10 protein-coding genes are annotated in these 12,556 nt (G+C 66.7%); 9 read left to right on the top strand and 1 reads right to left on the bottom strand.

From position 1 onward, the window contains the following. The first annotated feature begins 28 nt into the window (after positions 1-28). On the top strand, positions 29-751 hold the full coding sequence (locus WDM86_21520; protein MEI9992598.1) for a hypothetical protein: 723 nt from the start codon (positions 29-31) through the stop codon (positions 749-751). Positions 752-913: 162 nt separating this feature from the next. On the opposite strand, the gene WDM86_21515 is transcribed toward WDM86_21520, so the two are convergent. Next, entirely contained in the window at positions 914-1,396 is a 483-nt protein-coding gene (locus WDM86_21515; GenBank protein ID MEI9992597.1) for a glutathione peroxidase, read from the bottom strand. 170 nt (positions 1,397-1,566) lie between these two features. Here WDM86_21515 and WDM86_21510 point away from each other — a divergent pair, with 170 nt between their 5' ends. The 8 genes from WDM86_21510 to ileS all read left to right on the top strand — a co-directional run bounded on the left by WDM86_21510 (position 1,567) and on the right by ileS (position 12,546). Next, positions 1,567-2,802 carry an EAL domain-containing protein gene (locus WDM86_21510; protein ID MEI9992596.1) on the top strand — a complete coding sequence of 412 codons (1,236 nt, stop codon included), beginning with the start codon at positions 1,567-1,569 and terminating at the stop codon, positions 2,800-2,802. A 44-nt stretch (positions 2,803-2,846) separates the two neighbouring features. After that, positions 2,847-3,683, top strand: coding sequence for a TIGR01459 family HAD-type hydrolase (locus WDM86_21505; protein ID MEI9992595.1), 837 nt, complete (start codon positions 2,847-2,849; stop codon positions 3,681-3,683). A 43-nt stretch (positions 3,684-3,726) separates the two neighbouring features. Then, a complete protein-coding gene (locus WDM86_21500; GenBank protein ID MEI9992594.1) occupies positions 3,727-4,149 on the top strand; it encodes a MaoC family dehydratase in 423 nt (140 codons plus the stop codon). 142 nt (positions 4,150-4,291) lie between these two features. Then, a complete protein-coding gene (locus tag WDM86_21495) occupies positions 4,292-5,236 on the top strand; it encodes a bifunctional riboflavin kinase/FAD synthetase (protein MEI9992593.1) in 945 nt (314 codons plus the stop codon). 168 nt (positions 5,237-5,404) lie between these two features. Then, positions 5,405-7,651, top strand: a complete 2,247-nt coding sequence (locus tag WDM86_21490) for a TonB-dependent receptor (GenBank protein MEI9992592.1) — start codon at positions 5,405-5,407, stop codon at positions 7,649-7,651. A gap of 13 nt (positions 7,652-7,664) precedes the next feature. Further along, positions 7,665-8,861 (top strand): histidine-type phosphatase, encoded by a 1,197-nt coding sequence (locus WDM86_21485; protein MEI9992591.1) that lies wholly within the window; start codon positions 7,665-7,667, stop codon positions 8,859-8,861. A gap of 33 nt (positions 8,862-8,894) precedes the next feature. Beyond that, the gene (locus WDM86_21480) at positions 8,895-9,389 is read left to right on the top strand and encodes a GxxExxY protein (GenBank protein MEI9992590.1); all 495 of its coding nucleotides are present in this window, start codon (positions 8,895-8,897) and stop codon (positions 9,387-9,389) included. A 178-nt stretch (positions 9,390-9,567) separates the two neighbouring features. Then, positions 9,568-12,546: an isoleucine--tRNA ligase gene (ileS, locus tag WDM86_21475; protein MEI9992589.1), complete on the top strand. Its 2,979-nt coding sequence runs from the start codon at positions 9,568-9,570 to the stop codon at positions 12,544-12,546. Positions 12,547-12,556: the final 10 nt, after the last annotated feature.

The raw sequence follows: 12,556 nt of genomic DNA, 5'->3' as shown, positions 1-12,556 counted from the left end.
CCAGATCGCACAATGTCGGGGAAACGCCATGAAATTCCGTACACTGATGATGTCCACGGCATTCGCGCTCCTCGCCGCTCCGGCGCTGGCCGCCGACGCCGCGCCGCCCGTGCCGCTTTTGGTGCGCGGCGTCATCGCGAGCTTCGACGGCAAGTCCGTCACCATCACCAAGGCCGACGGCACCTCGGTGACCGGCGCCGTCGGGCCCGGCACGTTCTTCTCGGCGGTGGAACCCCGACGCTTCGACCAGATCAAGGCGACCGATTTCGTCGGCATCACCTCGGTGCCCGGGCCGGGCGACACGCTGAAGGCGGAAGAGATCCACATCCTGCCGATCCATGTCGGCGAGGGGTCCTATCCCTGGGATCATCACCCGGGCGGCGCCAGGGCCACCGCCGGCAGCATGACCAACGGCACCGTCGCGGTGGTGCAGACCGCGCCGGTGACGGCGGGCAGCATGACCAACGGCACGGTCACGATGTCCGGCGGCCAGACGCTGAAGGTGACCTATCGCGGCGCCGGGATCGTGGACGGCAAATGCGTCGGCCACGCGCCGGCGGCCGGCGGCTGCACCGGCGTCGCCTCGGTCGCGGTCACGCCGCAGACCCAGATCGTCGCCATCGTTCCGGCCCAGCCGACCGATCCCAAGCCCGGCCTCGCGGTGTTCGCCGGCGCCGCGACGCTGGCGGACGGCAAGATCGTGATCGGCTCGCTGGTCCTGGAAAAGAACGGCGTCAAGCCGCCGATGTAGCCGCGCAGCTTTAGCCGGCCCAGCGTGCCGCCGTTCGTTTTCACAAAAAGGTGTCATGCCCCGCGAATGCGGGGCACCCAGTTGACGACTGCACATCCTCGCATCACCTGGGTCCGCCGCATTCGCGGCGGATGACACCGGGGAGAGGGGCACCCATGCACCCTACTTCGCGAGCGCTTCGTCGATCGCCTTGTTCATCTCCGCGTCGTCCGGCGTGGTGCGCGAGCCGAACACGCCGGCGATGCCGCCGTCCTTGGCGATCAGGTATTTGTGGAAGTTCCACTTGGGCGCCGCGTCCTCGCCCAGCTCGCCGGCGAGCCATTTGTACAAGGGATGTGCGCCCGGGCCGATCACGTCTTCCTTGGCGGTCATCGGAAAATCGACGCCGAACTTCGTCTCGCAGAAGGTCTTGATCTGGTCCTCGGTGCCGGGTTCCTGGCTGCCGAAATTGTTGGCCGGCACGCCGAGCACGACGAGCCCCTTGTCCTTCTTCGCCTTCCACAAGGCTTCGAGCCCGGCATATTGCGGCGTCAGCCCGCACTGGCTCGCGACATTGACCACCAGGACCGCCTTGCCCTTGAAGCCCGCCATCGGCAGCGCGCCGCCGTCGATCGACTTGAACGAAAAATCATAGGCCGTGGTCATATTGTCCTCCGGTTCGAAGCCACTCGAATAGTAACGCTTCCGGCGCGCGCTATGCCAGACGCTTAACCTCTCTTTAACGTCCGCGCCCCGCCATCCGCGCCCGTTCCATGGTTAATCCTTTCGAAACGCGCGGCCTGCAAATATTGCCCAGTGAAGCCGAGAGCCCGTTCATGACGCGTGCCCTGATCGTCGCGACCTATCTTCTGGCCTGCGCCACCGTCGCCACCGCGATGTTCATGGTCGCCGGCATTCCGCTCGGCCTTCTGACCGGCGTCGTGCTCGCGCTCGGCTGCACCCAGATCCACGCCGCCTTCCGCCGCCGCCGCGACAAGCGTATCGCCGACCGCGAGATCGCCGGCCTCAAGCGCGTCAGCTTCCAGTTCGAACAGGCGCTGAACGACACCCGCGCCAAGATGGACGACATGTCCCGGACGATCGAGGCCAAGACCAGCGCCCAGAACAAGAAGATCGTCGCCGAGCTCCAGGTGCTCGAAACCCTGATGCGCGAATTCGCCAGCAAGGTCTCCGGCCGCGCCAAGCTGGAGCCGGTAGAGGCGCGCGAACCGGCGCCGCGCCAGGGCACCGCCGCCGCCTATGTCAACGCGCTCGGCGATTCCGCGATGCTGGAGACCATCCGCGCCTCGCTCGAACAGAACCGCGTCGACCTTTATCTCCAGCCCATCGTCAGCCTGCCGCAGCGCAAGCTGCGCTATTACGAGGCGCTGTCGCGGCTGCGCTCGGAAGACGGCAAGGTCATCATGCCGGAGCAGTACATCAAGGTCGCCGCGCCCGCCGGCCTGATGTCGGTGGTCGACAACCTGCTGCTGTTCCGCTGCGTGCAGATCGTGCGCCGCCTGACGCAGAAGAACCGCGATGTCGGGGTGTTCTGCAACATCTCCGGCGACACGCTGACCGACACCGAATTCTTCCCGCAATTCCTCGAATACATGCACCACAACCGCGACCTCGCCGGCCACATCGTGTTCGAGTTCTCGCAGGACGCCGTCGCCAAGGCCGGCGGCGCCGGCGAGGCGAACCTCGCCTATCTGTCGAGCCTCGGTTTCACGCTGTCGATGGATCACGTCACCTCGCTGGCGCTCGATTTCGTCAAGCTCAAGAAGACCGGCTTCCGCCATCTCAAGGTGCGCGCCCACACGCTGGCCTACGGCATGAGCGGCGCCGGCGCCGCCGTCACGGCGGAGGATCTCAAGAAGCTGCTCGAACGCAACGGCCTCAACCTGATCGCCGAACGCGTCGAGGACGAGAAGACCGTCGTGCAGCTGCTCGACTACGGCGTCGACTACGCGCAGGGCTATCTCTTCGGCGAGCCGCGCGCGGTGCGCGAGGAGACGCTCAAGGCGGTCGAAAAGGACGCGGCCGTCATACCGCTGCGCAAGGCGGGATAGCGCGCCATATTGACCCTCCGCCGTCGTCATGCGACCGCTACGCCATGGCCGACGCACCGAAACTTCTCACCCATCTCGCCGACATCGCGCCCGGTTACGACGCGCTGGTCTGCGACGTCTGGGGCGTGCTGCACAACGGCGTGACGGCCTTCGCGCCGGCCTGCGCCGCGCTCAAGACCTTCCGCGACACCTGCGGCCGCGTCGTCCTGCTGTCCAACGCGCCGCGCCCGCCCTCCGATCTCGAAATCCAGTTCGAACGCCTCGGCGTGCCGCTGGACTGCTACGACACCATCGTGACCTCCGGCGGCGCCACGCGCGAGGAACTGGCGCACCGGCGCGGCGCCGCGATCCTGCATCTGGGCCCGGAGCGCGACCTCGGCCTGTTCGCCGGCCTCGACCTGGAACGCACCGACCTCGCCCGCGCCGACCTCGTGGTCTGCACCGGCCTCTACGAAGACGAGACCGAGGGCCCCGGCGACTATGCCGGCCTGCTCGCCCGGATGAAGGCGCGGAACCTGCCGATGATCTGCGCCAATCCCGATCTCGTCGTGCAGCGCGGCGGCAAGCTGGTGCACTGCGCCGGGGCGCTGGCGAAGGCTTATGAGGCGCTCGGCGGCAAGGTCGTCTACTACGGCAAGCCGCACCGGCCGATCTACGATCACGTCCGCGCCGCGTCCGGCGGCGCGCGGCGCTTTCTCGCCATCGGCGACGGCCTCGCCACCGACATCAGGGGCGCCAACGCCGCCGGCATCGACGCGGTGTTCATCGCCGACGGCATCCACGGCGAGGACGTCAAGGAATTCACCGCGCCGCACATGGCGGAATTGTTCGCCGGCGCCGGCGTCCACGCCGTCGCGGCGATGCGGGCGCTTGTCTGGTAGCGGCGCGAACCGATAGAACTTCTGCCCGTATCGAGAGGCGCCCATGCCCTATTACATCGAAGACCTGAAGCCCGGCATGTCGGAGAGCTTCACCAAGACCGTCACCGAATCCGACCTCCAGAAATTCGGCGAGATTTCCGGCGACACCAACCCCGTCCATTTCGACGAGGACTTCGCCAGGACCACGATCTTCAAGGGCCGCATCGCCCATGGCGTGCTGTCGGCGAGCTATATCTCCACCGTGCTGGGCATGAAGATGCCCGGCCCCGGCACGATCTTCATGTCGCTGACCACCCGCTTCAAGGCGCCGGTGCGCATCGGCGACACGGTGACGGCGACCTGCACGGTGCGCGAGGTCGTGCCGGAGAAGCGCCGCGTGGTGTTCGACTGCGTCTGCAAGGTCGGCGACATCACCGTGGTTGATGGCGAGGCGCTGGTCATGGCGCCGCCGCGCCCGAAGGGGTGAGCGTGCCTCGCTCCGCCGCCGGCATCGCGCGCGCCAGCGCGCAATCGATTCACGCGGAGCCGCGGAGATCGCGGAGCCAGGTTGGAATTCTCCGCGTCTGCGCGTCTCCGCGTGCGATAGAATCGCCAGGTTCGCGGGCGCGATGAAGATCTTCCGCCACACCAGCGACGTGACCGATGCCTATAAGGGCGCGGTGGTGGCGGTCGGCAATTTCGACGGCGTGCATCTCGGCCACCAGGCGCTGATTGGCGAGGCGCGCCGCATGGCGGAGGAACGTCACGCGCCCCTCGGCGTGCTGGCCTTCGAGCCGCATCCGCAGGAATTCTTCCGCCCCTCGCCGCAATCCTTCCGCCTGACGCCGTTCCGCGCCAAGGCGCGGCTGATCGCAGGGCTCGGCGCCGACGCGCTCTACGCGCTCGCCTTCGATGCCGAGATGGCGGCCAAGGCCGCGCCCGATTTCGTGATGGACGTGCTGGTCGACGGCCTCGCCGTCGGCGCCGTCGTCGTCGGCCGTGATTTCCAGTTCGGCAAGGGCAGGGCGGGCAACACCACGATGCTCTCCTATATGGGCGAGATGGAAGGCTTCGGCGTCACGCTGTTCGATCCGGTGCTGGCGCATGGCAGCGACAAGATCTCCTCGACCGATATCCGCGACGCGCTGAAGGCCGGCAAGCCCGATATCGCCGCGCGCCTGCTCGGCCATCCCTGGGCGGTGGAGGGCCGCGTCGAGCACGGCGACAAGCGCGGCCGCACCATCGGCTTTCCGACCGCGAACATGCGGCTGGTCGACTGCCTGCAGCCCGCCTACGGCATCTATGCGGTGCGCGTGAAGCTGTTCGAGGACGACGCGGTGGTGTCCGAGCATGACGGCGTCGCCAATTTCGGCATCCGCCCGATGTTCGAGACCAAGGTCCCGATGCTGGAGACCTATCTGTTCGATTTCTCCGGCGACCTCTACGGCAAGCATCTGGCGGTGGAGTTCGTCGCCTATCTGCGCCCCGAAGCCAAGCTCGACGGGCTGGGCGCGCTCAAGCTGCAGATCGCCAAGGACACGGAAGACGCGCGGCGGATCCTGCATTCGCGCTGAACGTGTTTCGCCAGTTTTCAGCGACGACGCTCGCGGCGACAGATTGCGACACACAGGGCTGCGACATGATCTTTTCCCCGTGACTTTTCACGAATTCGTCACATGCCCTTACAGCGTTTGTTACGCTGCGCCCCGACATCTCCGGCCTCTCGAAGGTTGGGGAACTCAATGTTTTCAAGGGTAAAATGTCACGGTCTTTCCGCGCGCCGGTCCGCGCTTCTGTGCGCGGCGGCGCTGCTGATCCCGGCCGGGGTCCGGGCCGCCGACAATGCCGCGTCGCCGGACGCGCAAATCGAAACCGTCACGGTCATCGGCCAGGCGATCTACATCGCGCCGTCGGCGCCGCCGGTGGACGTGCTGCAGCCGACGTCGATCGTGCAGGAAGGCTTCATCCGCGACAACATCATCCCGCTCGGCAGCTATGACGACGTCGTCAAGTTCGAGCCCAGCGTGTTCGACGCGAGCCCGAACGGCCCGGGCCTCGGCAAGTCCGAGACGCTCAGCCTGCGCGGCTTCCAGGACGGCCAGTACAACGTCACCTTCGACGGCATCCCGTTCGGCGATTCGACCGACCTGCACCACACCAGCTCGGCTTTGTTCATCGCCCACGACCTCGCCACCGCCGAGATCGACCGCGGCCCCGGCACCGCCTCCACCATCGGCAAGGCGACGTTCGGCGGCACGATGGGCTTCGTCACCAAGAGCGCGCCCGACACCGCCTCGCTCAATCCCTACTTCACCTATGGCAGCTTCAACACGATCTCGGGCGGCCTGGAGCTGAACACCGGCGACACCGGCTTCGGCAGCGGCTTCGTCGATTACCAGCACGAGAACACCGACGGCTATCTGACCTATTCGGCGGAGCATCGCGACAACGTGCTGGTCAAGTTCGAGCACCAGTTCGACGCCGACACCACGCTGACGCTGCTGGGCAGCTACAACCACGAATTCCAGTACACGACCCAGGGCGCGACGCTGGCCAACATGGCGAAATACGGCCGCGATTTCGGGCTGAACAACGACCCCGCGACGCAGGCCTATTACCGCTACAATCCGAGCGACTACTATTCCGACTTCGCCTATGGCGACCTCAAGACCCTCATCGGGGGCCTGCGCGTCGAAGATAAGGTGTACACGGACTATTTCGCGCACGTCTACACCGAGAGCAAGGACTCGACGATCACCGACCCGTCGCTGAACACGCTCACGATCTATCCCGACGTCTACAACGCGGCCGGCTATGCCTCGCGGCAGGGCCGGAAGACGACCGACATTCCCGGCAAGGCGACCAATGCGCGGTTCCGCGCCTTCGGCAACGTCTTCCGGGTCTCCTACGACGGCGATTTCGGCACCGTCCAGGCCGGCGTCTGGTACGACGACCAGCACGACAACCGCTGGTCCGAGACCATCGACCTGTCGACCGGCGGCACGCCGGCGCCGGGCAAGAACGGCACGCCCTACAGCTATAACTACCACACCGTGTCGAGCACGATTCAGCCCTTCGCCGAGCTCGACTGGCAGGTGCTGCCCGAGTTGCTGGTGACGCCGGGCGTGAAGTTCTCGATCTTCCAGCGCGACGTGAACGGCCCGATCAACAAGGGCACGGTCGCGCCGATCGACTATTCGGAGGAATACGATTCGCTGCAGCCCTCGGTCTCGGCCCGCTACACGATCGACGAGAACTGGAACGCCTATGCCCAGGTCGCGCGCGGCTTCCTCGCCCCGCCGGTCGATGTCTTCCAGGTGACCGCGCCGCACTCGATCCGGCCGGAGACGACCTGGAACTACCAGGTCGGCAGCACGCTCAAGCGCGACAACTTCACGGTCAGCGCCGATGCGTACTACATCGACTTCAGCAACTACTTCGCCCAGATTCAGATCCCCGGCGGCACCGACACGACCTTCGTCAATGGCGGCGGCGCGGTCTATCAGGGCCTGGAGTTCGAAGGCCAGTACGCGCTCGGCGACGGCGTGTCGTTCTACGGCAACTACTCGCTGAACAGCGCGGTGTACAAGGGCACCTCGGTGACGATCGCCGAAAGCCCGGCCTATACGGCTGCGCTCGGCGTGCTCTACGACCGGGGCACCGGCTTCTACGGCTCGCTGATCGGCAAGCTGATCGGGCCGCGCTATGGCGACGACGGCAATTCGCTCGATCCGGTCACGCAGAAGCTGATCGCCGTGGATGACGTGCGGCTCGGCTCGTCCGCCACGGTCGACCTCGCGGCCGGCTATCGCTTCGATCCGCTGATCGAGAACACCGCCGACCTGGTCGTCAGCGTCAAGATCAGCAACCTGCTCGATAACCGGCAGATCGTGGATTATGCCGGCACGCAGTCGGGAACCGATGTGCCGCTGTACTGGACCGTTGCGGGCCGCAGCGTTTTCCTCAACTTTTCGTCCTCGCTCTACTAGGAACGGTCCGGGCTTGCGCAACTTTCACCGCCTCTGCGCCGCCGTCGCGCTGCTTGTCGGCGCGGCGGGGGCGCAGGCCGCGCCCGTCCTGGAGCGTGTCGTGATCGTCGAGCGGCACGGCGTGCGCTCGCCCACCAAGCCGCCCGAGGCCTATGCCGCCTTCGCCGCGCAGCCCTGGCCCGCCTGGCCGGCGGCGCCCGGCGAGCTCACCGATCATGGCGCCGAAGCGCTCCATCGCATCGGCGCCGCGCTTCGCGAGCATTATGCGCGGACCGGTCTCTTCGCCGCGCAAGGCTGTCCGTCCGGCGTCTTTCTCTGGGCCGACAATGCCGACAGCCGCACCCTTGCGAGCGCCGCCGCCGTCGCCGAGGGGCTGTCGCCCGATTGCGCCGTGCCGGTGAAATCGGCGCCGCCCGGCGACGACGATCCCTTGTTCCATGGCGCGAAGCTTTGCCGGCTCGATTCCAAGGAGGCCGCGCAGGCCCTTCGCACGCGCCTGGCGCGGGTCGTGGCGCGCAACCGCGCCGGCTATGCGCGCGCCAATGCGGCGCTGCGCGGCATCCTGCGGCCGCAGGCGTGCCTGGCTTCGGCCGACTGCGCGCTCGCCGGCGACAATCGGGTGAGCGACGACGGGAAGCTCTCCGGCCCGCTCGATACCGGCTCGACGCTGGCCGAGAATCTGCTGCTCGAATACGCGCAAGGCTTCGCGCGAGATCAGGTGGGCTGGGGCCGCGCCGCCGGACGGATCGCCGCCGTCATGCCGCTGCACAATCTCTACGCCGACCTGGCCCGGCGCACGCCCGCGGTCGCGGCCGCCAACGCGACCTTCCTCGCCCGCGCGATCCTCGCCGCGCTCGGCGTGCCGGGCGAAGAAGGCGTGCCTCTGCCGGACGGGGCGCGCTTCGTCCTCTTCCTCGGGCACGACACCAATCTCTCGAACCTGTCCGGACTTTTGGGCGTGCGCTGGCGCCTGCCGGGCCAGCCCGACGACACCGCGCCGGGCACCGCGCTCGCCTTCGAGCTGTGGCGCGACCACGGCGTGCGGACGGTGCGGATGAAGGTCTACTATCAGCCGCTCGACGCGATCCGCCGGCTGGCCCCCGGCCTGCGCGTGGTGCCCGTCGGGCAGCGCGGCCTTCCCCTCGACGCCTTCGCGCGCCGCCTCGACGCGCGCCTGCGGCCCGATTGCCGCCTCCCGCCGGCGCCCTGATCGCACAGACGAACGCCTGAAACAGCGTAACATGTGCTAGGATGCCCTGATCTTCGTCGGACCGAGGCGCGATGGGATTATCACGCGGAGCACGCGGAGCGCTCGCTCGACGACGTCACGGGCGCGATCGTCGATGCCGCCTACAGGCTGCACGTCGGGCTCGGACCCGGCCTGTTGGAGTCGGTCTACGAAGCGGTTCTGGCGCGCGATCTCGCGCGCCGGGGATTTTCCGTCGAGCGGCAGCACGGAGTCGCTTTCGACTACGACGGAATGCATTTCGACGACGGCCTGCGTGTCGATTTGCTCATCGATAGTCAGGTCGTGGTGGAAATCAAATCGGTTGAACGGACTTCGCCGGTCCACGCAAAGCAATTGCTGACCTATTTGCGCCTGCTCAATCTCCCCGTCGGCCTTCTCATCAATTTCGGTCAGCCGACGCTGAAAGATGGCCTCAAACGTGTCGTGAACGGCTTGGCGCCCTCCGCGTCTCCGCGCCTCCGCGTGAACCGACTGCCGCCGGGCACCTAGGCTGGACCGCCCGCCGCCCCCCTGTTAGAACCAGCCTCGCTGATTTGGCGGCCGGGAAAGATGCCTGTTTTGGTTGGATTTTCGCGAATTCGCCACCCGGCTCCTCGCCGGGGTTGAGCCCTGACGCGCGGAGGCCGGGACCCTATCCAACCATCCCGCCGACTCGAAAGCCCGACTGATGCCCGACACCACGACCGAGACTTCCGCGCACGATTACCGCGCCACCCTGTTCCTGCCCGCGACCGACTTTCCGATGCAGGCCGGCCTGCCCAAGGCCGAGCCGCAATGGCTGGCGCGCTGGGACGCGATCGATCTCTACCGCCGCATCCGCGCCGCCGCGAAGGGCCGCCCGCTCTTCGTGCTGCACGACGGCCCGCCCTATGCCAATGGCGAAATCCATTCCGGCACCGGCCTCAACAAGGTGCTGAAGGACATCGTGGTGCGGTCGCGCGGCTTCCTCGGCTACGACGCGCCCTACATCCCCGGCTGGGACTGCCATGGCCTGCCGATCGAATGGAAGATCGAGGAGAAGTACCGCAAGGAAGGCAAGTCGAAGGACGACGTGCCGATCGACGTGCTGCGCAAGGACTGCCGCGCCTTCGCCGAGCACTGGATCGACGTGCAGCGGAAACAATTCATCCGGCTCGGCTGCATGGGCGAATGGTACAAGCCCTACACCACGATGGACTACCGCGCCGAGGCGGTGATCGCGGGCGAGCTGCACAAGTTCGTCGCGAACAAGCTGCTCTATCGCGGCTTCCGCCCCGTGATGTGGTCGCCGGTCGAGAAGACCGCGCTCGCCGAGGCCGAGGTCGAGTATCACGACAAGACCAGCCCGACGATCTATGTGAAGTTTCCCGTCGTGTCCGGCGCGCTCAAAGGCGCGAGCATCGTCATCTGGACGACCACGCCTTGGACCATCCCCGGCAACCGCGCCATCGCCTATTCGCCGACGATGGATTACGGCCTTTATGAAGTGACGGCAGCGGAGGAGGGCGCTCTCGCCAAGCCCGGCGAGAAGATCGCGCTCGCCGATGCGCTGGCCGATCAGACGGCCAAGCACGCGAAGATCGTGCTGAACCGTCTCGGCGCCGCCGATCCGAAAGGCGCGGTCGCCGCGCACCCGTTCCGCGGCCAGGGCTACGAGTTCGACGTCCCGCTCCTTTCCGGCGATCACGTCACCGCCGACACCGGCACCGGCTTCGTCCACACCGCGCCCGGCCATGGCGAGGAAGATTTCGAGCTGATCCTCCATAACTTCCCAGACTACGCGCGCACGAATCCCGACGCCTTCAACGTGGTGAAGGAAGACGGCTCCTTCTCGGCCAACGTTCCCCTCTTCGCCGGCAAGTTCATCCTGTCGCGCGACGGCAAGAAGGACGGCGACGCGAACAAATCCGTCATCGCCGCGCTGATCGAGGCCGGCGCGCTGCTCGCCCAGGGCACGCTGCGCCATTCCTATCCGCATAGCTGGCGCTCCCGCGCGCCGGTGATCTTCCGCGCCACGCCGCAATGGTTCGTCGCGATGGACAAGGCCATCACGTCCGATCCGGCCGACACGCTGCGCGCCCGCGCCATGAAGGCGATCCACGACACCAAATGGTATCCGAAGTCCGGCGAGAACCGCCTCGCCGGCATGGTGAAGGACCGGCCCGATTGGGTCCTGTCGCGCCAGCGCGCCTGGGGCGTGCCGCTCGCCATCTTCGTGGAGAAGAAGACGCAGACCGTGCTGTTCGACGCCGACGTGAACGCCCGCATCACCGAGGCCTTCCGCGAGGAAGGCGCCGACGCCTGGTACAAGCCGGGTTCGGCCGCGCGCTTCCTCGGCAACGGCCGCGACGCCGACGACTACGAACAGGTGAAGGACATCCTCGATGTCTGGTTCGATTCCGGCTCGACGCACGTGTTCACGGTGGAACAGCCGCTCGAACCGGAATGGCCGCAAAAGGACCACGCCGATCTTTATCTCGAAGGCTCCGACCAGCATCGCGGCTGGTTCCAGTCCTCGCTGCTGGAAAGCTGCGCCACGCGCGGCCGCGCGCCCTATGACGAGGTGCTGACCGCCGGCTTCGTGCTCGACCGCGAGGGCGACAAGATGTCGAAATCGGTCGGCAATGTGATCCTGCCGCAGGCCATCGCGGAGAAGAACGGCGCCGACATCTTCCGCCTCTGGGTCGCCTCGTCGGATTTCACGCAGGACCTGCGCATGGGCAGCGACGTGATCCAGGCGAACGCCGACGCCTATCGCCGCCTGCGCAACACGATCCGCTTCATGCTCGCGAACCTCGCGGGCTTCGACGAGGCCGAGCGCATCGCGCCGGCCGAAATGCCGGAGCTGGAACGCTACATCCTCGCCAAGCTGGCCGAGCTCGACGGCCTGGTGCGCGAGGGTTACGAATCCTACGACTTCAACCGCGTCTACAACACCGTCTTCTCGTTCTGCACCAACGAGCTGTCGGCGTTCTATTTCGACATCCGCAAGGATTCGCTCTATTGCGACTCCAAGCACGCGGCGCGCCGCCGTTCCGCCCGCACCGTGACGGACGAGGTGTTCCGCCGCGTCGTCACCTGGCTGGCGCCGCTGCTGTGCTTCACCATGGAAGAAGCCTGGCTGCACCGCTTCCCCGGCGAGCATGAGAGCGTGCATCTGCAGGTCTTCCCGCCCACGCCCGAAGGCTGGCGGAACGACGCGCTGATCGAGAAATGGAACCGCATCCGCGTGCTGCGCCGCGTCGTCACCGGCGCGCTGGAGCTCAAGCGCCGCGACAAGGTGATCGGCGCCAGCCTGGAAGCGCGCCCGGTCGTATACGTTTCCGATCCAAAGGATGAAGAACTGCTCAAGAGTGTGCCGTTTGCGGAGATCGCAATCACATCACAAATCATGGTGCAGCTCGGAACAGCTCCGGGCACAGGGTTCGAGGCAGAGAATCTTGAAAATATGGGAAAGCTTGAAAGCCCCGGTCGGAAGGTCAATCGGTTGATCTGGCCAACCGGCGCGTTCGAGCTTGCGACCGAGGTTCCTGGCGTGGCGGTGGAATTCCATCACGCCGAGGGCGACAAATGCGCCCGCTGCTGGATGATCCTGCCCGAGGTCGGCAGCCACCCGAACCATCCCGACCTCTGCAACCGCTGCAGCGAGGCCGTCGATGCCGCCTAGGCCGTCGCTA

It is taken from the genome of Rhizomicrobium sp. (assembly GCA_037200045.1).
Lineage (GTDB): Bacteria > Pseudomonadota > Alphaproteobacteria > Micropepsales > Micropepsaceae > Rhizomicrobium.
The sequence above is the reverse complement of the archived record's forward strand: the minus strand, read 5'-3'. Positions and strand labels throughout refer to the sequence as shown.